We start from the raw sequence: 24,224 nt of genomic DNA, 5'->3' as shown, positions 1-24,224 counted from the left end.
AGATGAATCACAAACTTTTTTTGTGGGAAAATAATTAGTAAAAGGTGGAGCATTATGAAAGCAAAGAAATTAATGGTAGGTATGGCGGTATTTTCATTCTCAGCGTTAGTATTAGTAGGTTGTGGATCTGACAACAACACGTCAGCTTCTTCGTCAACAAAAGAAAGTACTTCACAAGTCGCTAGCAGCGAATCAGCAACAGCAACTTCTGAATCAGAAGCGAAAGTAGTCGCAGGAGCACCATTGCAAGATGGCACATATAAATTAGAAGAAAAAAATTATTCAAATGATTACCGCGTAGTTTTTGAAATCACTGTTAAAGATGGCAAAATCACTGAATCTAAATATGACAACATCAATGCAGACGGCGAATCAAAAACAAAAAATGCGGAATACAACGAAAACATGAAAGCCAAAGCAGGAATCAGTCCAGAAGAATTTATTCCTAAATTCAATGAAGAATTGGTTGCGGCACAAAGCCCTTCAGCAATTGAAGTTGTTTCTGGTGCGACACACTCATTCGATTCATTCCAAAACTATGCACAACAATTGATCCAAGCTGCTCAAGCAGGCAACACAGATACAATCGAGATCGACAACGGTGCAGACTTGAAAGATGGTACGTATAGCTTAGAAGAAAAGAACTATTCAAATGGCTACCGTGTAGCATTCTCAATCACTGTCAAAGACGGCAAAGTGTCTGAATCTAACTATGACTATGTTAACGAAGATGGCAAATCTAAAAAAGATGATGCGGAATACAACGAAAACATGAAAGCAAAATCTGGTACAAACCCAGAAGAATTTATTCCAAACTTCAACGAAGCATTCGTGACAGCAGTCAATGCTGAAGATGGTTCAGTTGCTGATATGGATGTTGTTTCTGGTGCGACACACAGCTTCCACAGCTTCGTGATCTATGCACAACAATTGTTGAACGCAGCAGAAAAAGGGGACGAAACACCTATCCAAGTGGACAACATCGTCACTGAATAATTCATAAATGAACAAGCGGTATTCTGATGTAGAGTACCGCTTTTTTTATGTTCAAAAGCGCTAAATAACCTACCAATAATAAAAAAATTCTAGTAGAAAACCTTTCTACGTGGACTCCCTCTGTCTGATAAAGAAACAGAAGAGATTAAAGAATCGCAAAAGAAACTAAGATTCTGGCGCCAACCCTTTTCATTTTAGAAAAAAAAAGCTATTATAATAAAATTGAATACAACAGAAAAGAGGAAGACCATGAAAAAGAAATTACCGTTTTTTGCATTGATTGTTTTTTTTATCACAATATTATCCGCTTGCGGCAGTGAAAAAGAAACTGTTCAATTAAGAGACGAACCATATTTTCAAGAAGAATTTTTATTAGGCACGTATACACGCATCAGAATTTACGATGAAGGCAAAGAGTCTGCGATGAAACCAGCGTTTGCCCGCATCAAAGAATTGGGAGACAAGATTACGATCAACCAAGCGGGATCAGAAGTTGACGAGATCAATGCCCAAGCTGGAATCAAACCAGTCAAAGTTTCTGATGATATTTATTTTCTATTGAAGGATGCCTATGACTATAGCAAAAAATCTAATGGCGGGTTCAATATGGCTATCGGTGCGATCACCCAATTGTGGCGGATTGGATTTGATGATGCTCGCAAACCGGAACAATCGGAAATTGATGAAGCACTAAAACATATCGATTATCGGAAAGTTGAGTTCAATGATGATGAGAAGACCGTCTATTTAAAAGACAAAGATATGATCATTGACTTAGGAGCGATCGCTAAAGGATATATCACGGATGAAGTAGTCAAAGTATTGAAGGAACAAGGGGTTACCTCGGCAATCGTTGACTTAGGCGGCAATGTCTATGTGTTAGGACATAGCAATCGTGGTGAAGACGAACCTTGGAATGTGGGGATCCAAGATCCCAACGAAGCCCGCGGTTCCATTATTGGCAGTATCAAAGAAACCAACAAAACGGTGGTCACTTCAGGAATCTATGAACGCTATTTGAAAGTCGACGGCAAAACCTATCACCATATCTTTGATTCAGAAACAGGGTATCCGTATGACAATGACATTGCCAGTGTATCTGTGATCACAGATAAATCGATCGATGGCGATGGTTTGACGACGGTGGTTTTTGATAAAGGGATCAAAGCTGGTTTAGAATATATCGAACAGCACACAGACAAAGGAACAGATGCGATCTTCATCACGAAAGAAGGGATCGTCTATGTTACGGATGGAATCAAAGATACCTTTAAGCTGTCTGAAGAATCAGGTTACACGATGGGCGATCGTGCCGATTTAAAATAAGAGGAGGGATCTTGTGTCTCTTGCAGTATTTTTAGAAGTTGTTGAGATTCGAACTAAGGTTGCCAGTATTTTTCCGTTTATTATGGGAATCTTGTTTTCTCTCGTATACTTCCATGAATTCCATCCATTGAACACCATTATATTTTTTGTAGGGATGATCTTGTTTGATTTAACGACAACATCGATCAATAACTACATGGATTTCAAAAAAGCAAAGTCTAAGGTTTATAAGTATGAACAAAATGTGATCGGTCGGGAAAAGATTCCCGAAACCCTTGTACGGAACATGATTTTTGGCATGTTGACGCTGACGTTGTTGATCGGTCTTTATCTGACTTGGATGACAGGCTGGCTTTTATTGCTGATGGGATTAGTCGTATGCTTTATCGGGGTGTTTTATACCTTTGGGCCGGTTCCCTTATCTCGGATGCCATTGGGGGAAGTCTTTAGTGGAGTGACGATGGGATTAGGTATTTTTGCCATCACCATCTATCTGAACACTGTCACACAAAAAGTTTTTTATTTAGACATTGATTTTGCGACCGGAACCTTCGGATTAGTGGGTCATCTGTGGGCGGTATGTGCCATTGTATTAGCATCCTTGCCCCTTGTATTTACGATTGCCAATATTATGTTGGCAAATAACTTGCGTGATTTAGAAACAGATATTGAGAACCACCGGTACACATTGGTTTATTACATTGGTCGGATCAACGGCATTCATCTTTTCCAAGGATTGATGCTGGCATCCTACGGTGCGATTTTGATCGGATTTTTGTTTGGTCTTTATCAGTGGCCGATCTTACTCGTCTTTCTAACCTTACCGAAGATTCGCCAAAACTTGAAAGAGCATCAAGCAAGTTTGCCGCACCCAAGAAGCTTTGGTTATTCAATCAAAAACATGATTTTATTTAACAGTAGCTATGCTCTAGGCCTAATTTTATGCCTGATCTGGCAAATGCTCGTTCACTAAATAGCAAGACAAAGACCCGTCAGACAAAGAATGGCTGCATCGTAAGAGCAGTCTTTCTTGATCTGACGGGTCTTTGTCTGGTTTTTTGAAAAAAATGCTGCTAAGAATATTTCTCCAGACTGATTTCACCAGAAGAAAGGACTTTGACATCCTCTGTTGTCCGAACCACTAATTCACCAGTAGCAGTGATGGACTCTGCGACTCCTTCATAGCGGATGCCTTGTTGTGTGAAGCAAACGGTTTTACCAAGAACAAATGATTTCTGACGATAAATAGTTAGATAATCATCAGCCGGTAATTGATCCAACAAGTCAAAGAAGCGTGTCCATACTGCTGCGATCAAGCGCGCACGATTGACAGGAGCTTCCCCAGTTGGAAAGAGAGAGGTTGCCCTTTGCTGGATATCTTCTGGGAAAGCTGTCTGAGGGATCGCAAAGTTGATGCCTATGCCGATGACGATCGAAGCGATGCGGCCACTTTCAAAGTCACTAGTGGCTTCAGATAAAATACCGCAGACTTTTTTTCCTTCTAAGTAAATATCGTTGACCCACTTGATTTGTGTTTCTTTGCCGGTCAACTCATCGATTGCTTGTGCCACAGCTACCGCTGCCAATAATGTGTATTGAGGCAACTCGCTGAAGGTATGATTTGGCTTCAGCAATAAGCTCATATAGATTCCTTTTCCTTTGGGTGAAAAGAAAGGACGATTGAATCGACCATGCCCGCCTACCTGTGTTTCTGCTAAAAATAGAGCCGGAGTCGAAAGTTCAGATAAAGCAGCTAGCTTTGCTTCTTTCATCGTGGTCTCAACTTGGTCAGCAATCTGGATCGTTGCTACCATCGGCAGTGCTTCCTGTAACGCGCGTTGTTCGTAACGATCTGCTGATAAATAGCGATAGCCGCTGGCTGAATGTTCAAAGTGGTAGCCTTTTTTCTCTAATTCTTTAATCGCTTTCCAGACGGCAGTCCGTGATATGTCCAATTTTTGAGCAATTTTTTCTCCGGATAAAACGGAGGTTTCTTGTTGCAACAATGCCAAAATCTTTTCTCTAGTTGTCATAGTTGCTCCTTTCAAAATGTTTCACGTGTAACGCTCATGCTTTTTTTGCTAGCATAGCAAGAAAACAAGAAAATGCAAAGAAATTTCTCGTCATTTTTTCTAATTTTAGAGAATCCTTTCTTAAAGAAAACTTAGAATTTGCATGCATCGGAAAAGCGTTGCAACTTTCAATGAAAGCTTGACATCAATGTGCTTCATCTGTATAATAAGGAGTTGCAAAAACTATCTGAAAGAAAAAAGCAGAAACGAAATATTGTCCGTTTCGGCTTGGGAATAAGGAAACAAAAGTAGAAAATGCCCAATGCATCCGTTCTATTTTTGGTTTTTTTTTGCCTAAAAGCCGCAAAAAATGCTTTCTGTAATCTATATTTAATATTTGTTACAGTTTTGTAAATAATCGGATAGCCTTTTTGAAAGACTTTATGAAGAGGTGAAGAGCTTGGCTGGACACGTAGTAAAATACGGAAAGCACCGCGAACGTAGAAGTTTCGCACGGATCAGTGAAGTATTAGAATTACCGAATTTGATTGAAATTCAAACCGACTCTTACCAATGGTTCTTAGATGAGGGCCTAAGAGAAATGTTTGAAGATATTTTGCCAATCGAAGGATTTAACGGCAATTTGTCCCTAGAATTTGTAGACTATGAATTGAAAGAACCTAAGTATACGGTGGAAGAAGCTCGTGCGCATGATGCCAACTATTCGGCACCTTTGCATGTCACATTGCGTTTAACAAACCGTGAAACTGGCGAAATCAAGTCACAAGAAGTCTTCTTTGGCGATTTTCCATTAATGACGGAACAAGGTACGTTTATCATCAATGGGGCAGAGCGGGTCATCGTTTCTCAGTTAGTCCGTTCACCAGGTGTTTATTTCCATGGGAAAGTCGATAAGAACGGAAAAGAAGGATTCGGCTCAACTGTGATCCCTAACCGCGGTGCGTGGTTAGAAATGGAGACAGATGCGAAAGACATCTCTTATGTACGTATTGACCGTACTCGGAAGATTCCTTTGACTGTGTTAGTGCGTGCCTTAGGGTTTGGTTCAGATGACACGATCTTTGAAATTTTTGGAGACAGTGATTCATTACGCAACACAATCGAAAAAGACTTGCACAAAAATGCAAGCGACTCTCGGACAGAAGAAGGACTGAAAGATGTTTACGAACGTCTGCGTCCAGGCGAACCCAAAACGGCTGACAGCTCACGCAGCTTGTTGAATGCTCGCTTCTTCGATCCAAAACGCTATGACTTAGCAAATGTTGGTCGTTACAAAGTAAACAAAAAATTAGACTTGAAAACACGTCTATTGAATTTGACATTAGCAGAAACATTGGTTGATCCTGAAACTGGCGAAATCATCGTCGAAAAAGGAACTGTGTTGACTCACCAAGTGATGGAAACATTAGGTGCCTTTATCGATAATGGTTTAAATAGTGTTACTTACTACCCATCAGAAGACGGTGTTGTTACAGAACCAATGACTGTTCAAGTCATCAAAGTCTTTTCACCAAAAGATCCAGAACAAGAAGTGAATGTTATCGGTAATGGCTATCCAGATACGACCGTTCGTACAGTACGTCCAGCGGATATCATTGCTTCTATGAGCTACTTCTTTAATTTAATGGAAGGTATCGGCAATGTTGATGATATCGACCACTTAGGAAACCGCCGCATTCGTTCAGTTGGGGAATTATTGCAAAATCAATTCCGGATCGGACTTGCTCGGATGGAACGTGTCGTTCGTGAACGGATGTCAATCCAAGACACAGAAACATTGACACCGCAACAATTGATCAATATTCGTCCTGTTGTAGCAAGTATCAAAGAATTCTTTGGTTCTTCTCAGTTGTCACAGTTCATGGACCAAACCAACCCATTGGGTGAGTTGACCCATAAACGTCGTTTATCAGCCTTAGGACCTGGTGGTTTGACGCGTGACCGTGCTGGATATGAAGTACGGGACGTTCACTATTCCCACTATGGCCGGATGTGTCCGATCGAAACGCCTGAAGGACCGAACATCGGGTTGATCAATAGCTTGGCGTCTTATGCCAAAGTCAATAAATATGGCTTTATCGAAACCCCTTATCGTCGTGTTGATCGGGAGACTGGCCGTGTGACAGATCAAATCGACTATCTGACTGCAGATATCGAAGACCATTACGTCGTTGCCCAAGCAAACAGCTTGCTGAATGAAGACGGTACATTCGTGAATGACGTTGTTATGGCTCGTGCGACTTCTGAAAACTTAGAAGTGTCGATCGACAAAGTGGACTACATGGACGTTTCACCTAAACAAGTAGTCGCAGTCGCAACAGCTTGTATCCCATTCTTGGAAAACGATGACTCCAACCGTGCCTTGATGGGTGCCAACATGCAGCGGCAAGCAGTTCCATTGATCAACCCTAAATCACCATGGGTTGGTACTGGTATGGAATACAAATCAGCCCATGACTCAGGTGCTGCATTATTGTGTAAACAAGATGGAATCGTCGAATATGTGGATGCTGCTGAAATTCGCGTTCGTCGCGACAATGGCGCATTAGATGTTTATTCGGTAACGAAATTCCGTCGTTCTAACTCAGGAACAAGTTACAACCAACGCCCACTTGTAGCCCTTGGCGAAAAAGTAGAAAAAGGCGACATCCTTGCAGATGGCCCATCCATGGAAAATGGTGAAATGGCATTAGGACAAAACGTTCTAGTCGCATTCATGACTTGGGAAGGGTACAACTATGAAGATGCCATCATCATGAGCCGCCGTTTGGTGAAAGATGATGTCTACACTTCTGTGCATATTGAAGAATATGAATCAGAAGCTCGTGATACAAAATTAGGACCTGAAGAAATCACTCGTGAAATCCCGAATGTCGGGGAAGACGCATTGAAAGATCTAGACGAAATGGGTATCATCCGCATTGGTGCGGAAGTCAAAGATGGCGATCTGTTGGTTGGTAAAGTAACGCCTAAAGGGGTAACGGAACTATCTGCAGAAGAACGCTTGCTTCATGCAATCTTTGGTGAAAAAGCCCGCGAAGTCCGCGATACTTCTCTGCGCGTACCTCACGGTGGTGGCGGAATCGTCCATGATGTGAAAATCTTTACCCGCGAAGCTGGCGATGAATTGTCACCAGGTGTCAATATGCTCGTTCGCGTGTATATCGTTCAAAAACGGAAAATCCATGAAGGGGATAAAATGGCCGGCCGTCACGGAAACAAAGGGGTCGTTTCTCGCATTATGCCAGAAGAAGACATGCCTTTCTTACCAGACGGTACACCAGTTGATATCATGTTGAACCCATTAGGGGTGCCTTCACGGATGAACATTGGACAAGTATTGGAATTACACTTAGGAATGGCTGCCCGCCAATTAGGAATCCACGTGGCTACACCAGTCTTTGATGGTGCCAGCGATGAAGATGTCTGGGCAACAGTTGCAGAAGCCGGCATGGCTAGCGACGCCAAAACCGTTTTGTATGATGGCCGTACTGGAGAACCATTTGATGGTCGAATCTCCGTAGGTGTCATGTATATGATCAAATTGGCCCACATGGTCGATGATAAATTACATGCCCGCTCAATTGGACCATACTCACTGGTTACGCAACAACCATTGGGTGGTAAAGCACAATTTGGTGGACAACGTTTCGGGGAAATGGAAGTTTGGGCACTGGAAGCATACGGTGCTGCTTATACCTTGCAAGAGATCTTGACGTACAAATCAGATGACGTTGTTGGTCGTGTGAAGACATACGAAGCGATCGTTAAAGGGGAACCAATTCCAAAACCAGGCGTACCAGAATCATTCCGCGTATTAGTCAAAGAATTGCAATCACTTGGTTTAGACATGCGTGTCTTAGACATTGATGATGCAGAGATTGAATTGCGTGATATGGATGATGACGATGATGACTTGATCACCGTGGACGCCTTAACAAAATTTGCCGAACAACAAAATGCTCGTGAAATTGAGCAACAAGCACAAACAGAAGCTAAAAATGCCGCCGATGATTTGAACCAACAAATCGAGACAGCAGAAGATCGCTTGCAATAATAGAAACGAGGGGACACCCGTCAAAATCAGACGGAGGTCCCAACCTCGTGTTCTATCGGATATGTCCATGAAATGAAATGGAGGGAACCTTTTTTGATCGATGTAAATAAATTCGAAAGTATGCAAATCGGTTTGGCTTCTCCTGAAAAAATCAGAAGCTGGTCTTACGGTGAAGTAAAAAAACCTGAAACCATTAACTATCGTACGTTGAAACCTGAACGCGAAGGGTTGTTTGACGAGCGTATTTTCGGCCCAACCAAAGACTGGGAATGTGCCTGCGGAAAATACAAACGAATTCGTTATAAAGGAATCGTTTGTGACCGTTGCGGTGTTGAAGTCACTCGCTCAAAAGTTCGTCGTGAACGGATGGGTCACATTGAATTAGCGGCACCTGTATCACATATTTGGTACTTCAAAGGCATTCCTTCACGGATGGGTCTAGTGTTAGACATGAGCCCACGTGCCTTGGAAGAAATCATTTATTTTGCTTCTTATGTCGTGATCGAGCCAGGAAACACTAGTCTTGAGAAGAAACAATTATTGACTGAACGGGAATACCGTGAAAAACGTGACCAATACGGTCAAGAATTTTCAGCAGCGATGGGTGCTGAAGCCATCAAACAATTGTTGGATGGTGTGGATCTAGACGGCGAAGTGGCCGAACTAAAAGAAGAATTGAAAAATGCGACCGGACAAAAACGGACACGTGCGATCCGTCGTTTGGATATCTTAGAAGCTTTCCGTGCTTCAGGAAACAAACCAAGCTGGATGGTCATGGATGTTATTCCAGTTATCCCGCCTGATTTGCGCCCAATGGTCCAATTAGAAGGTGGCCGTTTCGCAACAAGTGACTTGAACGATCTTTATCGCCGTGTAATCAACCGGAACAATCGCTTGAAACGTCTATTAGACTTAAATGCACCGAATATTATTGTTCAAAATGAAAAACGGATGCTCCAAGAAGCAGTGGATGCCTTGATCGATAATGGTCGTCGCGGTCGTCCAGTTGCTGGACCAGGTAACCGTCCATTGAAATCTCTTTCTCATATGTTGAAAGGGAAACAAGGTCGTTTCCGTCAAAACTTGCTAGGTAAACGTGTTGACTATTCTGGTCGTTCCGTTATCGTCGTTGGTCCATTCCTAAAAATGTATCAATGTGGATTGCCAAAAGAAATGGCGATCGAATTGTTCAAACCATTTGTGATGCGTGAATTGGTTTCTCGTGAAATCGCGTCAAACATCAAAAATGCGAAACGTAAAATCGAACGCCAAGAAGATGAAGTTTGGGATGTCCTAGAAGACGTCATCAAAGAACACCCTGTTCTTTTGAACCGGGCACCTACGTTGCACAGACTTGGAATTCAAGCATTTGAACCTGTATTGGTTGAAGGCCGTGCGATTCGTTTGCACCCACTAGTCTGTGAAGCATACAATGCCGATTTCGATGGAGACCAAATGGCTGTCCACGTGCCATTGAATGAAGAAGCGCAAGCCGAAGCACGGATGTTGATGTTAGCAGCACAAAACATCTTGAATCCGAAAGACGGTAAGCCAGTTGTAACGCCATCTCAAGATATGGTCCTAGGGAACTACTACTTGACGATGGAAGAAGAAGGCCGCGAAGGGGAAGGCATGATCTTCCGCGACATGGACGAAGCAGTAACTGCTTGGCGCAATGGTTACGTGCATTTACACACCCGTATTGCGATCAATCCAAACACATTAGGAGACAAACCATTTACTGCAGAACAAAAAGAACGCTTGATGGTAACGACTGTTGGGAAAGTGATCTTCAACTCGATCATGCCAACAGAATTCCCTTACTTGAATGAACCAACAGATTTCAACTTGACAGTCCAAACACCAGATAAGTACTTTGTCGAAGCTGGAACAGATATTCCTGCTTTCATCAAAGAACAAGAACTAGTCGGACCATTCAAGAAGAAAAACTTAGGAAATATTATTTCTGAAGTCTTCAAACGTTTCCGCATCACTGAAACATCACGGATGCTTGACCGCATGAAAGACTTAGGGTATAGCCATTCTACAATGGCCGGTATCACTGTAGGTATCGCAGATATCATGAACTTGCATGAAAAACATGACATCATCGAAAATGCCCACAAACAAGTTGAAACGATCACGAAACAATTCCGTCGTGGTTTGATTACTGATGATGAACGTTATGAACGCGTAATCGGTGTCTGGAATGCCGCGAAAGATGAGATCCAATTGAAACTGATGGAATCATTGGAAGCGAAAAACCCAATCTTCATGATGTCTGATTCTGGAGCCCGTGGTAACATCTCCAACTTTACTCAGCTTGCTGGGATGCGTGGATTGATGGCTGCGCCGAATGGACAAATCATGGAATTGCCGATCATTTCAAACTTCCGTGAAGGACTTTCTGTCTTAGAAATGTTTATCTCTACTCACGGGGCTCGTAAAGGAATGACCGATACCGCCTTGAAGACAGCCGATTCTGGTTACTTGACTCGTCGTTTGGTTGACGTGGCGCAAGATGTCATCATTCGTGAAGAAGATTGCGGAACCGACCGTGGCTTAGATATTCAAGCCATTCGTGAAGGTAACGAAATCATCGAATCATTGGAAGAACGCTTGATTGGACGTTACACACGTAAATCAGCGATCCATCCAGAGACTGGTGCAGTCATTGTCGGACCAGATCAATTGATCACTGAAGACCTTGCCAAAGAAATCGTTGACGCAGGAATCGAAACTGTTTCGATCCGTTCCGTCTTTACATGTAATACAAAACATGGTGTATGTAAACATTGTTATGGCCGTAACTTGGCAACTGGTTCAGAAGTTGAAGTTGGTGAAGCAGTTGGTACGATCGCTGCCCAATCAATCGGTGAACCAGGTACTCAGTTGACCATGCGTACATTCCATACCGGTGGGGTAGCCGGTGATGATATCACTCAAGGTCTGCCTCGTGTCCAAGAAATCTTTGAAGCCCGTAATCCGAAAGGTCAAGCGGTCATCACTGAAGTTACCGGTGAAGTAATCGATATCTCTGAAGATGCGTCTACTCGTACGAAAGAAGTGACGATCAAAGGGGAAACTGATACTCGGACCTATACTGTACCATTTACCGCACGTATGAAAGTGGTTGAAGGAGACTTTATCCATCGTGGTGCACCATTGACAGAAGGATCAATCGATCCAAAACAATTGCTGCAAGTACGTGACGTCTTGTCTGTTGAAAACTATCTATTGCGTGAAGTACAACGCGTTTACCGTATGCAAGGGGTAGAAATCGGCGACAAACATATCGAAGTAATGGTTCGTCAAATGTTGCGTAAAGTTCGTGTCATGGATCCAGGTGATTCAGACATCTTGCCAGGAACATTGATGGATATCGCTGACTTTAAAGACCGCAACTACAACACATTAGTTGCCGGTGGGGTTCCTGCTACCAGCCGCCCAGTCTTACTTGGTATCACAAAAGCATCCTTGGAAACAAACAGCTTCTTATCTGCTGCATCCTTCCAAGAAACAACGCGCGTGTTGACAGATGCTGCGATCCGCGGGAAGAAAGATCCATTACTAGGATTGAAGGAAAATGTTATCATCGGTAAGATTATTCCTGCAGGTACTGGTATGGCTCGCTACCGTGAAATGGAACCAAAAGAAGTCACTGTTGCGAGTGAAAATGTCTATAGTATTTCCGACATTGAAGCGCAAATGGCTGCAGAAGATGCATTGAACAACCAAAACTAAACAAAAGCCCGCTGTTTCGCTAATGAAACAGCGGGCTTTTTTGTTAAAGGAAACGCACGATGACTAATGCTAAACTCAAACAAGGAACAAAGGGCAGCATTCGTAATTGGTTTCTGACAAACAGCTTATGCAATGAAAAAAACAAGAGCCCGCAGCAGCTAGCGATAATCAACAGCCACAGGAGTTGGTGAGTAGACAGCCAAGGCGCCCAACCACCAATCAAGAATAAGTCACCATCTCCTAGCTGTTCTTGCCAAACGAAAAAGAATAATGGCAGAAGCAGGAGGAAGTTCTGCCAATGAAAAGGCTGTGCGTTCATGAGATTGGTAAAAGCCAATAAAAACAAAGAAGGATAGAGAATCTCTCCCTTAACACTATAGTCGTAAAGATCTGTCAGAGTGAGGAGGTAAGCACTGTTCAACCAGACCAATGCCAGCCAACACTCCCCTACGGATGGTTGTAGGAAAGCAAGCCAGATCAGCCAAGCATAAACGCTTTTTGCCAATAAACTAGCAGCAGTGCAATCCAATAAAACTTGAGCATGCTTGATAAAAGGAAAAAATGCCTGTTGGGCCACGGAATAGAAAATAGGAGGTTTTCTATGAAAATCATCAAAATATTCGCTTGGATCATCTTGCCAGTAAGTGGTTTGAATAAACGCATATACCGCTGCACCTAAAATATACCCCCACATCAGATACACTGTCTCCTCCTCCTTTGCCTCATAAAGAAATACGTGAAAAGCTGAGAAATTTTCTCAAGTAGTAGGTTTTGGTGTACTTTTTTTTAGATTCATACTATGCTTGAAATAGAGAATTTAAAGGAGGAATCGTAATGAAATTTGAACAAACAAAAGAAGTGTTGAATCAACTCGTTGCTGACTTAAGTCAAATGGCAATGGTCGTTCACCAAACACACTGGTACATGCGAGGACCTGGCTTTTTAACTTTACATCCAATGATGGATGATTTTATGGATGATTTGAACGACCAATTAGATGTGATCTCTGAACGCTTGATCACATTAGATGGCTCACCCTACTCAACATTACGGGAAATGGCAGACAATACACAAATCCCTGATGAAATCGGCAACTGGGATCGTACGATCCCAGAACGTTTAGCTACACTTGTTGAAGGTTATCGTTATCTAGCTGACTTATACCAAAAAGGGATTGAAGTCAGTGGTGAAGAAGGCGATGATCCAACGCAAGATATCTTTATCGGTTTCAAAACGGATACCGAAAAACGTATCTGGATGATCCAAGCGCACCTAGGTGAAGCGCCTCAAATCGATCCAGCAAAATCACGTGTGCGTCATTGATTCAGTGAGCATAAAAAAGCGAAGACCTAAATCTTCGCTTTTTTTTATGCCAATGCCAGGGATTGTTTGGCGGCTTCGATCTGTTGTTTGACTTGGTCAAATCCGGTACCGCCGTAAGAATGCCGGTTCTTGACCGCCGTATAGGAGTCTAGTTTATCGTAAATGTCAGCTTCGATTACGGGCTGGACTGCTTGATACTCTTCTAGTGGGATATCCTGCAAATAAATGCCTTTACTGAGGCACTCACTCACCAATTTACCAACGATTTCATGGGCTTGTCGGAAAGGAATTCCTTTACCTGCTAAATAATCCGCCAGTTCAGTGGCATTGGAAAAGTCTTTTTCTGTCGAACGTTTCATTCGCTCATGGTTGACTTGCATCGTTTGGATCATTCCTGTCATGATCTGCAAGCTTTTCACAATGGTTTCGGTGGTATCGAACATGCCTTCTTTGTCTTCTTGGAAATCTTTGTTATAAGCCAAAGGCAGACCTTTCATGACCGTCAATAAACTAAAAAGGTTGCCATAGACACGTCCTGTTTTGCCGCGGATCAATTCCGCCATGTCAGGATTCTTTTTTTGCGGCATGATTGAACTACCTGTAGAGAAAGTATCCGTCAATTCCACGAATTGAAACTCATGACTGCACCAAAGAATCAACTCTTCACAAAAACGAGAAAGATGCATCATCAAAATCGCGGCATTACTCAAAAATTCCAGAATAAAATCACGGTCACTAACGGCATCCAGACTATTGCTGTAAATCGAGCCAAAACCTAATTCTTCCGCACTATAGGCACGGTCGATAGGGAATGTGGTGCCAGCCAATGCAGCACTGCCTAAAGGCATGATATCGATCCGAGTGAGACTTTCTGTAAACCGTTCTTGATCGCGGGTCAACATGCTGTAATAGGCTAACAAGTGATGGGCAAATGAAATCGGCTGTGCATGCTGCAGGTGAGTATAGCCAGGCATGATCGTGTAGATATTGCTTTCAGCTTGCTCCACTAGTACGTGACGGAACGCCGCAATCAAGTCGATGACTTCCTTTACCACATCCTTCAAGTACAAGTGCATATCCGTCGCAACTTGATCATTCCGACTCCGGGCCGTATGCAATTTGCCAGCGACGGGTCCAACTTCTTCATGTAAAAAGGTCTCAATATTCAAATGAATATCTTCGTTCTCAATCGAAAAGGTCAGTTCTCCAGCTGCTAATTTCTCTTGGATCGCTAACAAGCCTTGAATGATTTTGTTGCCATCTGCTTCATCAATGATCCCCGTGTGGATCAGCATTTTGACGTGAGCCAAACTGCCTTGAATGTCCTGTTTTGCCAATAATTGATCGAAAGGAATCGACGCTCCAAAGGCATCGATCCATGCTTCATTTTTGCCGTCGAAACGACCGCCCCATAATTTTGCCATTTTGCTCACCTCGAAAGAAACTTGACTTCACCCTCAAAAGGAAAAAGTCACCTCATTGACTAAATCAGTGTTTCTGTTAATTGCTGTTGTGCCTGAATCTCTGCGTGGACCTTGCTAGGCAGTCCCCATAATTTAATGAATCCGATCGCTGCATGTTGATCGAAGGTATCGGCAGACGTATAAGTCGCCAAGTTTTCATCGTAAAGACTGTTCTCCGACTTACGTCCTTCACAGATGACATTGCCTTTGAACAATTTCAAACGCACGACACCATTGACATAGACTTGTGTGCTTTTTAGAAAAGCAATCAAGGCATCGGTTAATGGATTGAACCAGAGGCCGTCATAGATCACTTGCGCCAGTTGCTGTTCGATGATTGGTTTGAAATGGGCCAACTCGCGAACAAAAACCAAATCCTCTAATTCTTTATGAGCTGTTATTAGAGCCATCGCTCCCGGACATTCGTAGACTTCACGAGATTTGATTCCCACTAAACGGTTTTCGATGTGGTCGATCCGACCAATACCATGTTCGCCGGCTAGACGATTCATTTTCATAATCAATTCGGCCAGATTCAGTGTTTCGCCATCCAATGCGGTAGGAATCCCTTGATCAAAAGTAATCTCAACGATCGTCGGTACATCAGGAGTATCTTCCAATTCTTGCGTAATGGCATAAGCGCCTCTAGGGGGAGTTGCCCATGGATCTTCTAAGACCCCGCATTCGCAAGCCCGGCCCCAAAGATTTTGATCGATCGAATAAGGGTTATCCAAATCGGCAGGAATCGGCACCCCTTTTTCAGCGGCATAGGCAATCTCTTCTTCCCGGGACCATTTCCATTCCCGAACCGGAGCAATGACTTTCAAGTGAGGGGCTAATGCGGCAATCGCGACCTCGAAACGGACTTGGTCATTTCCTTTACCAGTACAGCCATGAGCAACGGTAGTCGCCCCTGTAGCGATGGCTAATTCTACTAGTTTCTTGGCAATCAGCGGACGAGAAAGGGCAGAGACCAGCGGATAGGAGTTCTCATAGAAGGTATTCCCTTGTAAGGCAATCAATGCAAAGTCCTGAGCAAACTCTTCTCGGGCATCAATCGCATAGGATTCGATGGCACCCACAGCGAGTGCTTTGTCTTTGATCGATTGTGTATCACGGCCTTCGCCAATATCCAAACAGCACGCTACCACATCATATCCTTGATCTGTCAGCCATTTAATCGAAACAGAAGTATCAAGTCCACCAGAATACGCTAAAATTACTTTTTCTTTCATAATGATTAACTCCCATCCTTAAATTCAAGTAAGATGAAGCTATCGTAACAGAATAAAAATAAGAAATCAAGAGAAAAAGTAAATATTTATACATTGGATTCTTCTTGTCTTTAGCAAGGATATAGATACAGATTGATATAATAATAAAAACCAGAGATACTTATTGCAGGAAGTATACAAATTATGCGCAAAATGTGTATAAAAGTGCAGGCTGTTTGGTCAGAATAACAACTGAAAGTTTTCGGAAAAGAATTGAATGGAAATTTCAAAAAAACTGCGAAACACGTTGACATGTGGCGCTTAAGACGGTATTATGTTATATGGTATTGTTTGCCCCACGAGAGCCCCGGAAACTCAAGTGTATGTCAAACATTCGTGAAATTGAATTGGAGGAAAAAAATCGTGCGTACAACATATATGGCCAAACCAGGCGAAGTAGAACGTAAATGGTACGTAGTAGATGCAACGGATGTTCCTATGGGACGTCTTTCAGCAGTTGTGGCATCTATCTTACGTGGTAAAAATAAACCAACATTCACACCTCATGTGGATACAGGTGATTTCGTAATCGTCATTAATGCAGAAAAAATCAAATTAACAGGTAACAAAGCAAGCGATAAAATTTATTACCGTCACTCAAACTTCCCAGGCGGATTGAAATCAGTCTCTGCGGGAGAACTACGTGCTAAAAATTCTCGTCGTTTGATCGAAACTTCTGTTAAAGGCATGCTTCCTAAAAACACTTTAGGACGTAAACAAGGAATGAAACTTCATGTTTATGCTGGCGCTGAACACCCACATGCTGCACAACAACCAGAAGTATTGGACATCACAAACTTAATCTAATAGGAGGGAATTTCATTGGCACAAGCTCAATATATCGGCACAGGCCGTCGTAAAAATGCAGTAGCCCGCGTACGTTTAGTACCAGGTACTGGTAAAATTACTGTTAACAAAAAAGATGTTGAAGAATACATCCCACACGCTGACTTGCGTGAAGTAATCAACCAACCATTCGGCGTTACAGAAACTAAAGGATCATATGATGTTTTTGTAAACGTAAATGGTGGTGGATATGCTGGACAATCAGGTGCAATCCGTCACGGTATCGCACGTGCATTGCTACAAGTAGATCCTGATTTCCGTCTAGCTCTTAAACGTGCTGGCTTACTTACTCGTGACGCACGTATGGTTGAACGTAAGAAACCAGGTCTTAAAAAAGCACGTAAAGCTTCTCAATTCTCTAAGCGTTAATCATTGTCATATCAAGCTTTACGAGGTGTTTCTCAATTCGAGAGACGCCTCTTTTTTTGCTTTTGACCATACTTTTGACCATACTTTCAAAAGTTCATATATGCGGCATATTTTTCAGCAGTCTGTTCTTTAGTTTTTTCGGTTACATGAGTATAGATGTCCATCGTGGTTTTTATATCGGTATGTCCCATTCGCTCTTGCACTTCTTTAATGCTGACACCAGCTTCAAATAATAAGCTACAGTGAGTATGCCTAAAACCGTGAATAGTAATCTTCTCTAAATTGTGTTCTTTCAAAAAAGTTTTCATAAAATTATTCAGATAATCGAGATAAAGATGTTCATTATCAATGTCGGTAAATAGTAGTTGTTCAGGTTTGAGAGTATTAATTCCTAATTTGAGGTATCTTCTTTGTTGCTCTTTTTTCCAAGATAAAAGGTACTTAAGTGTTACCTCATCAATCGAAATAGTTCGCCGACTATGTTTTGTTTTTGGGGTCTGGAATATTTCTTTACCGTATTCATTTTTAGCCAACGTCTGATTGACTGATATGGTACCTTTTGATAAATCGCAATCTTTCCAACGCAAGGCTTGTAATTCTCCTTTTCGTAAACCTGTGAATGATAATAGTCTGAACATAGTAAATAATTGTATGTCTTCATTTTGTTTAAGGATATCTAGGAATTTTTTTAATTGCTCTTTCGTATAAAAAGGTGAGATATATTTTTCTTGATCAATTCTTTCAGATTTTCGTGGGCGTATAACATGGTTCATTGGATTAGTTGATAGAAGACCTATTTTGATACCGTAATCAATTATTCGTGTTGTTAATCCGATTAGATTCGAATACTTTTTATAGTATGAGAACCAATCATTTACCTGATATTGACAATAAGTAACGGTTATTTTGTCTAATGGGAGTGCTCCAAATTTTGGTAGAATATGTTTTTCAATCGCATTTCTTTGCACAAACAATGTGCTTTCTTTGACGGTATTTTTGTATTGTTCGTACCAGAGATCATAAATTTCTTTGAAAGTAGGAATTTCTTTTTTTTCAACAGAAAATCCGTTTTTTTCAATTTCTAGTTCCAGTCTTGATAAGGCTATTTTTGCTTCCTTTTGAGTCTTGAATCCTCTCTTAGTCGTGTATTTCTTTTTTCGTGTGATAGGATCGATCCCGAGATAAGTTTTAAAATACCATGCTTTTTCTCCATTTTTCTTCTTGTATTGTTTTATCATTGCCATATTTCTATCACTCCTGATCAAATTCCATTTCAGCAATTCCGTCATTGAACATTTCAATAAAATTGTTTTCGTCCATAAAATCTATCCACTTTTCTTTACCATTGTATTTAGGTACTCCGACATGAGGTCGAATTTGATTGTATGCATTAAGCGATACTTGTTTCCATGAGTCATTAACACTTTTTTCTAGTTTTGCATCATTCCAACGTTTAGCTGGTTGTCTTTTTTTATTTTTAGCTTTTTCATTCTCTAAAGCTTTCTCAATAAACATTTTATATCCGTCAGCGTTTTCTTCTAAGTATTTTTTGAATTCTGGATAAAGCATATAAATCTTCCCTTCCTCGAATGTATGTTCTATTTTTGCTAAAAAAATATATTGTCGGAATTGGCTCCAACGAGATACTTTGCCATGAATTGTTTAACAAATCGTTCGTATCTTAATTCGATTTCGTAGCTCTCTAAAAAATTCACATAATTAAATGAACTAGGATCAAAGTCCGGATTGTTTACTGTTACTTCAAGCATCTTCTCAATCATAAATTCTTCTGCTTCGTTTTCCATTTTTGAATGAAGTGCAAAAGTTTTTTGGTAAAGTACATAATTATTTTTATGTTTAGCTGCATGGCCTAATTCATGAAGTAGTCTCAGCGTTTTGACATGATCAGATAGACGAGCATCTAACACAATCGTATTTATCATAGCTATATACCTAGCATCAGAATCGAGCCTTGGCGTTTCTATAATAGTGACGCCAAGCTCGTCTATAATCTCATTTACTTCATTATTTAAATCCAAACAAATCACCTATTTAGTATCAGAATTATTCTCAAGATATGCTTCAATAATACCAGTCAAAACTTTACGGTCATGCTCAGTTAAAGGCTTGCCATCACTACTCATGACAGATTCAAGTGCTTCTTCGACAGTAAATGGGGGAGTCTTAGATAGACTTGTTGCAGGATTATCAGTTCTTCCTAGCAGATAGTCTGTAGAAACATCAAAATAATCTGCTACTTTCTGTAGCTTATCTGCTGAAGGCGTTCTTTTGTTCCATTGATAAATGGTATTTCTACCTATGTCAATTTCTTCTTCTAGCTGATAAATAGAAATATCTTTTTGTTTAGCGAGTTTTTTTATGCGCTCTAAAAGGTTCATACAAATCCATTCTCCTTTTAGCTTACTGTTATTTACAAAAAAAGTTAGGTATATCGATTGACATTTACAATATACGTTAGTATTATAAACACGTAAGCTAATTTAATAAGCCAATAAGCAATAAGAAAGATACCCGTTTAAAAATAAACAATTCGACGCTGCCAAACTAAGAATGTTGATTTTATAGGGATAATTCTGTGCTTATTTAACTATGAACACATTTTACAATATGTGTTAGTAAGTGTCAACGATATTTAGCGAATTTAATTAGCTTACAAATTATATGAGAAAGGAGATTTAATAATATGTCACAAGATTTTATTTTAAAGGTCAGAATCCAATTAGCTAAGTATAACAAGACGCAGAATTGGTTGGCGGATACTATCGGGATTTCCCGAGCGTACATGTCCGATATCATGAATGGCAAAAGAAAACCGGATAAACAAGTTAAGCCGATTGAAGAGGCACTAAGTGCATTGAAAGAGGGGGAAGATTGATGAAGATACGTATTCCTGATGATGTCGTTGCAGATCAGATTATTCCTCAGTTTGTTCAAATAGCAGTCTCTGAATTTGAAAAGAGGATGACGATGCTGACAAAGACCATGGAACTACCACCATACCCGAATAAGACTGAAGTCAAAACTATTTTAGGTATGGGAGACGACATGCTAAAAGATTGGATTGCAGATGGACTTCCGGTTATTCCTTGGAGTAAAAAGGAAGATCGATTTGACCGTGATGATATTAGAGCGCACATAAACAATATGAAGAGTTAGGGGCGTAATCATGCCATACACCTATTCACAAGAACTCTTAATCAACACTCTAGCGAAAGAAAAAGTTCGCGACCTGCAACAGGAGCTTTATGGCAAAGGCAGTGTAATAAGCGACAGACAGCGAGAAGCGCTGATTCGTGAATGTAGAGAGTACCAAGAGTTGCTTTATCAAAACAGGCTTAATCGTCAAATAGAAGTGAGGTGAGAAGGTGGGGGTTAAAAAAGGTAAAAAAAGATTAGCATTAACATCGGTATTAACGCTAATCATAACTTTTTTTCTAGATAGTTTTCTTACCTTCGGCGATATAGATTTTTTGATAATTTATTTACTTGTTTATTTGGTGGCAAATCTACATTTGTCAGAGTAAATTTTTCAGCCAATTAAAAATGTCTTCTCCAAAGTATTTAATTATGAATCCTAAGATTATTGTAATTAACGAAAATACTCTGGATGCAATCGTATCTAAAGATAGACCAAACCAAGCCAAAATTTTACTAGGTATAAGAAAAATTTCTTTTAGAGGATTAATTGGATTAAAACAAGATTTCATTCGATAGATATGTTCGTTATATGCGGTAATTAGATCGCTAGACAATTCACTGTAATTTGTAATAATTCGGCGAGCATCATATTTAGTGCTGAATCCGGAAGAATATGAACTAGGTAGTAATTCTCTTAACCTTGGCATCTCACTCATAAGATTTTTCAAAATTATTCTACGGGCATCTTCTTCGAATTCGCCGTTATACCTTATATCTACAGCATTTCGACGCTCTTTAAGTTCATTATCCGTTTCTTGAAACTTGGAGATGGTACTTATAAATTTTGATTTAGTCAAAAAATAATTCAGTATTTGATAACCATAAAATAAAAGATATAAAACGATAAAAACTGCAACCAATATTATTCACCTCCTTATCAATTATTTCAGCCTGTCACACTGATAAGGAAATTATACCAAAGGCTCGCACAACAAAAAAAAGACCGCGTGAGCGATCATTTCTTGTCGGTGCGGCCCACGAGGTAGTCGATAAAATATTTAGCTTATCAGTAAATTTAAATATTTTTATTTTTTAAAAGTAAATAATAAGCATACTCAAAGAAATCTTTGATTGCCAATTCATCATTGCGCATAGTGATGAATTGCTTGGCAAAATCATCATTTTCATCAAAAGATAAGGTTGCATACTTTTCAATCTTAAACAAAATCTTTCTATAAGATTCGAATTGTTTTTTTGTTTTGTCAGTCTCGTAAAGATGGAAGTATCCCTCAGCTATAGAAGCAAAAATATTAATTAAATCACCAACTATTTCTTTGTCAGGATTATTAAGAAAATCAATTAATTTTTCTGTATTTCGATTAGTAATTGGTGCAAAAAATTCGATTATTTTAGTTTGTAGATCTTGATGTAATTCATTCCACTCTTTTTGAGTACCGTCATAGAGCCCCATTAAATATGGGATATCTACCTCAAAAAAATCAGATAAAATTTCCCAGACTTCTTTTTTTCTGGGGGTTCGCTTAGAATTTTCATAATTTGTCAAAGAAGTTTTTGGAATTCCAGTTTCTTTACTTAATTCTGCAATAGTTAATCCTTTTTTTATTCGTAATTGTTTTATGCGATTCATTGCTAGTTCCCCCTTTTTAAAATCATGATAACAGAAATATATATAAAATAAAATCCTTTTTTGAGATTTTACGTGCTTGACAATCCTTTTTCGAGATTATAAAATCTTTTTGTAATCTCGAAATGAGACCGAAAGAGGAGGTGTACAAATGTTCGAGATTGATATAGAAATGGCAGCCAAAATAAGAGAACGACGAGCAAGAAAAAAACTAACTCTTAATCAAGCTTCTAAAGAAATAGGAATCTCTGCTAGAACGTTAGGAATGATTGAGAACGAAAAAATTAATTCAGTCAAAAAAACTGTCTATAAAAAGTTAGTCGATTGGCTCATAAATGAAAAAAAATACCAGGGAAGATAGCAGTGTTGTAAAGCACTGTTTGATAAAAATAAAAAGAAAGGGAATCGAAAGAATGACAAATTTAGCAATCACGAAAGAACTAGTCAAAGTGACTACAAACGAAAATGATGAACAATTGGTAAGTGCGAGAGATTTGTACAAGGCTTTGGAAGTCAAAAAAAGATTTTCTGCATGGTGGGAACAAAACTCGCACTTACTGATTGAAGGAGAAGATTTTACAAGTGTACTTTCAGGTACAGTTGTTAATAATGGTGCCGTTAAGCCGATTCAAGATTATTCATTAACTTTAGATACCGCAAAGCACATTGCTATGCAAAGTAAAACGCGAAAAGGAAGAGAAATTCGTTCTTACTTTATTCAAGTTGAAAAAGCTTGGAACGATCCAGAAATGATTGTGCAACGGGCTTTACAAATCCAGACACGTAAAATTGAAGCATTGCAACTAGAAAATGAACAACTCAAACCTAAAGCATTGTTTGCTGATTCAGTTAGTGCAAGTCATACAAGTATTTTAGTTGGAGATCTAGCAAAACTGATTAAACAAAACGGCGTGGAGATTGGTGCAGGAAGATTGTTTAAATGGCTTCGAGAAAAGGGATACCTTATTAAAAGAAAAGGTACAGATTGGAATATGCCTACTCAAAAATCTATGGAACTTGAATTGTTTGAAGTAAAGGAAACAATTGTTTCTCACTCGGATGGACACACTTCAATTAACAAAACACCGAAAGTCACAGGGAAAGGTCAAGTGTATTTTATCAATAAATTTTTAAATCAAGACATTGCATAGGAGTATTGAACCATGAAAAAAATCTACTGGATCCGGCGGACCGCATTTATCCTAACGATTTTTGCGCTTGGCGCACTAATCACGGGACAAGTACCTATGTGGGTTAGAATCGGCTATCCTACAGCTGTTATGTGGTTGTTAATGATCTATGACGAAGCTATGTTTGAGCGAGAAATGGAAAAAATATCTAATAAATGATGAAAAGGTGAGAGTGCATGAGTGAGATTTTACGTCTATCAGACAATGTTGAAAGAAACGAATCACATCTTTCATTACACAAAATAGATAGTGAGTTGATGATAGTAAGTCAAAATCAGAATGATAAAGAAACAGTAGCTATCTATTTACATGATTTACAAGCATTAGAATTGCTGTTACATCTAGCGAGTTATTTAGGTAAAAAAAGTGCTCACACCAGTTTCCGCTAGTGTGAGCCAAACAAAACTACAACAAAAAATCTATACAAAGGAAGTATAACAAAATGAACGAAAAAATTCAAAGATTAATTGAGGAACTAGCAGAAGAATGCAAGAAGGAAGATGTCGGCTTATCTTTAGCAACATTGAGTGTTACTGGCGAAATAGCATTAGCACAAGTGGGAAATAGAGCGCTTATCGCACTTGCTGTCCTCGAACAATACGATCAAGAAAAACAAGATTTACTAGAAAGTGATTGTACTTGTTATGGACATAGAACACTCAAACGAATGTTTGGAATTGATACAGAAGAGACATCAAACAACACCCACACATTCGTGACAGACGACCCAAACGATGTACTTGATATTCTTTCAAATATTTTGCGAGGTGAGTTTAATTGATTGATACGTTTGAAACTG

Annotated in this window: 26 protein-coding genes; 16 read left to right on the top strand and 10 right to left on the bottom strand. The window is 40.1% G+C overall.

Annotation, left to right across the window (positions count from 1 at the left end; genetic code table 11):
* The first annotated feature begins 54 nt into the window (after nucleotides 1-54).
* From pplA to menA, 3 genes are all read left to right on the top strand, one after another.
* Complete coding sequence (gene pplA, locus IGJ45_RS16215) at nucleotides 55-996, top strand: extracellular electron transfer flavoprotein PplA (protein WP_252712399.1); 942 nt, start codon at nucleotides 55-57, stop codon at nucleotides 994-996.
* 249 nt (nucleotides 997-1,245) lie between these two features.
* Entirely contained in the window at nucleotides 1,246-2,322 is a 1,077-nt protein-coding gene (locus IGJ45_RS16210; protein ID WP_005469775.1) for an FAD:protein FMN transferase, read from the top strand.
* Nucleotides 2,323-2,335: 13 nt separating this feature from the next.
* The gene (gene menA / locus IGJ45_RS16205; protein ID WP_409531058.1) at nucleotides 2,336-3,295 is read left to right on the top strand and encodes a 1,4-dihydroxy-2-naphthoate polyprenyltransferase; all 960 of its coding nucleotides are present in this window, start codon (nucleotides 2,336-2,338) and stop codon (nucleotides 3,293-3,295) included.
* Nucleotides 3,296-3,395: 100 nt separating this feature from the next.
* Here the strand turns inward: menA and IGJ45_RS16200 are convergent, their stop codons facing one another.
* On the bottom strand, nucleotides 3,396-4,355 hold the full coding sequence (locus tag IGJ45_RS16200) for a biotin--[acetyl-CoA-carboxylase] ligase (RefSeq protein ID WP_409531059.1): 960 nt from the start codon (nucleotides 4,353-4,355) through the stop codon (nucleotides 3,396-3,398).
* A gap of 439 nt (nucleotides 4,356-4,794) precedes the next feature.
* On the opposite strand from IGJ45_RS16200, the gene rpoB reads away from it, so the two are divergent.
* Both rpoB and rpoC read left to right on the top strand, forming a co-directional pair.
* A complete protein-coding gene (rpoB, locus tag IGJ45_RS16195) occupies nucleotides 4,795-8,412 on the top strand; it encodes a DNA-directed RNA polymerase subunit beta (RefSeq protein WP_005469779.1) in 3,618 nt (1,205 codons plus the stop codon).
* Between the two features lie 93 nt (nucleotides 8,413-8,505).
* The gene (gene rpoC / locus IGJ45_RS16190; protein ID WP_003128876.1) at nucleotides 8,506-12,156 is read left to right on the top strand and encodes a DNA-directed RNA polymerase subunit beta'; all 3,651 of its coding nucleotides are present in this window, start codon (nucleotides 8,506-8,508) and stop codon (nucleotides 12,154-12,156) included.
* A 43-nt stretch (nucleotides 12,157-12,199) separates the two neighbouring features.
* Here rpoC and IGJ45_RS16185 read toward each other — a convergent pair whose 3' ends face one another.
* Nucleotides 12,200-12,850, bottom strand: coding sequence for a hypothetical protein (locus tag IGJ45_RS16185; protein ID WP_409531173.1), 651 nt, complete (start codon nucleotides 12,848-12,850; stop codon nucleotides 12,200-12,202).
* A gap of 140 nt (nucleotides 12,851-12,990) precedes the next feature.
* Between IGJ45_RS16185 and IGJ45_RS16180 the strand changes: the two genes are divergently transcribed.
* Nucleotides 12,991-13,479 carry a Dps family protein gene (locus IGJ45_RS16180; RefSeq protein ID WP_003128880.1) on the top strand — a complete coding sequence of 163 codons (489 nt, stop codon included), beginning with the start codon at nucleotides 12,991-12,993 and terminating at the stop codon, nucleotides 13,477-13,479.
* Nucleotides 13,480-13,523: 44 nt separating this feature from the next.
* On the opposite strand, the gene argH is transcribed toward IGJ45_RS16180, so the two are convergent.
* Together argH and IGJ45_RS16170 are read right to left on the bottom strand one after the other, a co-directional pair.
* Nucleotides 13,524-14,903: an argininosuccinate lyase gene (gene argH / locus IGJ45_RS16175; RefSeq protein ID WP_409531060.1), complete on the bottom strand. Its 1,380-nt coding sequence runs from the start codon at nucleotides 14,901-14,903 to the stop codon at nucleotides 13,524-13,526.
* 59 nt (nucleotides 14,904-14,962) lie between these two features.
* Entirely contained in the window at nucleotides 14,963-16,177 is a 1,215-nt protein-coding gene (locus IGJ45_RS16170; RefSeq protein WP_409531061.1) for an argininosuccinate synthase, read from the bottom strand.
* A gap of 399 nt (nucleotides 16,178-16,576) precedes the next feature.
* Here IGJ45_RS16170 and rplM point away from each other — a divergent pair, with 399 nt between their 5' ends.
* Nucleotides 16,577-17,023, top strand: a complete 447-nt coding sequence (rplM, locus tag IGJ45_RS16165; RefSeq protein WP_301337271.1) for a 50S ribosomal protein L13 — start codon at nucleotides 16,577-16,579, stop codon at nucleotides 17,021-17,023.
* A 15-nt stretch (nucleotides 17,024-17,038) separates the two neighbouring features.
* Nucleotides 17,039-17,431 carry a 30S ribosomal protein S9 gene (gene rpsI / locus IGJ45_RS16160; RefSeq protein ID WP_003128901.1) on the top strand — a complete coding sequence of 131 codons (393 nt, stop codon included), beginning with the start codon at nucleotides 17,039-17,041 and terminating at the stop codon, nucleotides 17,429-17,431.
* 86 nt (nucleotides 17,432-17,517) lie between these two features.
* Here rpsI and IGJ45_RS16155 read toward each other — a convergent pair whose 3' ends face one another.
* The 4 genes from IGJ45_RS16155 to IGJ45_RS16140 are packed head-to-tail and all read right to left on the bottom strand — an operon-like array spanning nucleotide 17,518 to nucleotide 19,830.
* Entirely contained in the window at nucleotides 17,518-18,675 is a 1,158-nt protein-coding gene (locus tag IGJ45_RS16155; protein WP_071870142.1) for a site-specific integrase, read from the bottom strand.
* Nucleotides 18,676-18,682: 7 nt separating this feature from the next.
* On the bottom strand, nucleotides 18,683-19,000 hold the full coding sequence (locus IGJ45_RS16150; RefSeq protein ID WP_060815532.1) for a hypothetical protein: 318 nt from the start codon (nucleotides 18,998-19,000) through the stop codon (nucleotides 18,683-18,685).
* A 38-nt stretch (nucleotides 19,001-19,038) separates the two neighbouring features.
* The gene (locus IGJ45_RS16145; protein ID WP_249024295.1) at nucleotides 19,039-19,479 is read right to left on the bottom strand and encodes an ImmA/IrrE family metallo-endopeptidase; all 441 of its coding nucleotides are present in this window, start codon (nucleotides 19,477-19,479) and stop codon (nucleotides 19,039-19,041) included.
* Entirely contained in the window at nucleotides 19,480-19,830 is a 351-nt protein-coding gene (locus IGJ45_RS16140; protein WP_060815529.1) for a helix-turn-helix domain-containing protein, read from the bottom strand.
* A 305-nt stretch (nucleotides 19,831-20,135) separates the two neighbouring features.
* On the opposite strand from IGJ45_RS16140, the gene IGJ45_RS16135 reads away from it, so the two are divergent.
* From IGJ45_RS16135 to IGJ45_RS16125, 3 genes are read left to right on the top strand one after another with little or no spacing between them, the layout of a single operon-like run.
* Complete coding sequence (locus IGJ45_RS16135) at nucleotides 20,136-20,327, top strand: helix-turn-helix transcriptional regulator (protein ID WP_060815527.1); 192 nt, start codon at nucleotides 20,136-20,138, stop codon at nucleotides 20,325-20,327.
* Entirely contained in the window at nucleotides 20,327-20,608 is a 282-nt protein-coding gene (locus IGJ45_RS16130; RefSeq protein ID WP_060815526.1) for a hypothetical protein, read from the top strand. The genes IGJ45_RS16135 and IGJ45_RS16130 overlap by 1 nt, the downstream gene beginning before the upstream one ends.
* Before the next feature lie 10 nt (nucleotides 20,609-20,618).
* Nucleotides 20,619-20,813 carry a hypothetical protein gene (locus tag IGJ45_RS16125; RefSeq protein WP_438768731.1) on the top strand — a complete coding sequence of 65 codons (195 nt, stop codon included), beginning with the start codon at nucleotides 20,619-20,621 and terminating at the stop codon, nucleotides 20,811-20,813.
* Between the two features lie 154 nt (nucleotides 20,814-20,967).
* On the opposite strand, the gene IGJ45_RS16120 is transcribed toward IGJ45_RS16125, so the two are convergent.
* Both IGJ45_RS16120 and IGJ45_RS16115 read right to left on the bottom strand, forming a co-directional pair.
* Nucleotides 20,968-21,510, bottom strand: a complete 543-nt coding sequence (locus IGJ45_RS16120) for a hypothetical protein (RefSeq protein ID WP_368264746.1) — start codon at nucleotides 21,508-21,510, stop codon at nucleotides 20,968-20,970.
* A gap of 155 nt (nucleotides 21,511-21,665) precedes the next feature.
* Nucleotides 21,666-22,238, bottom strand: a complete 573-nt coding sequence (locus tag IGJ45_RS16115) for a helix-turn-helix domain-containing protein (protein ID WP_368264773.1) — start codon at nucleotides 22,236-22,238, stop codon at nucleotides 21,666-21,668.
* Nucleotides 22,239-22,386: 148 nt separating this feature from the next.
* Between IGJ45_RS16115 and IGJ45_RS16110 the strand changes: the two genes are divergently transcribed.
* Genes IGJ45_RS16110 through IGJ45_RS16090 form a run of 5 tightly spaced genes read left to right on the top strand, consistent with a single transcriptional unit; the run spans nucleotide 22,387 to nucleotide 24,206 of the window.
* Complete coding sequence (locus tag IGJ45_RS16110; protein ID WP_252712702.1) at nucleotides 22,387-22,596, top strand: helix-turn-helix domain-containing protein; 210 nt, start codon at nucleotides 22,387-22,389, stop codon at nucleotides 22,594-22,596.
* 52 nt (nucleotides 22,597-22,648) lie between these two features.
* Complete coding sequence (locus IGJ45_RS16105; RefSeq protein WP_368264774.1) at nucleotides 22,649-23,386, top strand: phage antirepressor KilAC domain-containing protein; 738 nt, start codon at nucleotides 22,649-22,651, stop codon at nucleotides 23,384-23,386.
* 12 nt (nucleotides 23,387-23,398) lie between these two features.
* The gene (locus tag IGJ45_RS16100) at nucleotides 23,399-23,584 is read left to right on the top strand and encodes a hypothetical protein (RefSeq protein WP_438768730.1); all 186 of its coding nucleotides are present in this window, start codon (nucleotides 23,399-23,401) and stop codon (nucleotides 23,582-23,584) included.
* Between the two features lie 17 nt (nucleotides 23,585-23,601).
* Nucleotides 23,602-23,814: a hypothetical protein gene (locus IGJ45_RS16095; protein ID WP_438768729.1), complete on the top strand. Its 213-nt coding sequence runs from the start codon at nucleotides 23,602-23,604 to the stop codon at nucleotides 23,812-23,814.
* Nucleotides 23,815-23,867: 53 nt separating this feature from the next.
* On the top strand, nucleotides 23,868-24,206 hold the full coding sequence (locus IGJ45_RS16090) for a hypothetical protein (RefSeq protein ID WP_438768728.1): 339 nt from the start codon (nucleotides 23,868-23,870) through the stop codon (nucleotides 24,204-24,206).
* The last annotated feature ends 18 nt before the right edge of the window (nucleotides 24,207-24,224 follow it).

Origin of the sequence: Enterococcus sp. DIV0574, assembly GCF_051711125.1 — a bacterium.
GTDB classification, from domain to species: Bacteria; Bacillota; Bacilli; order Lactobacillales; family Enterococcaceae; genus Enterococcus_D; species Enterococcus_D gallinarum.
The sequence above is the reverse complement of the archived record's forward strand: the minus strand, read 5'-3'. Positions and strand labels throughout refer to the sequence as shown.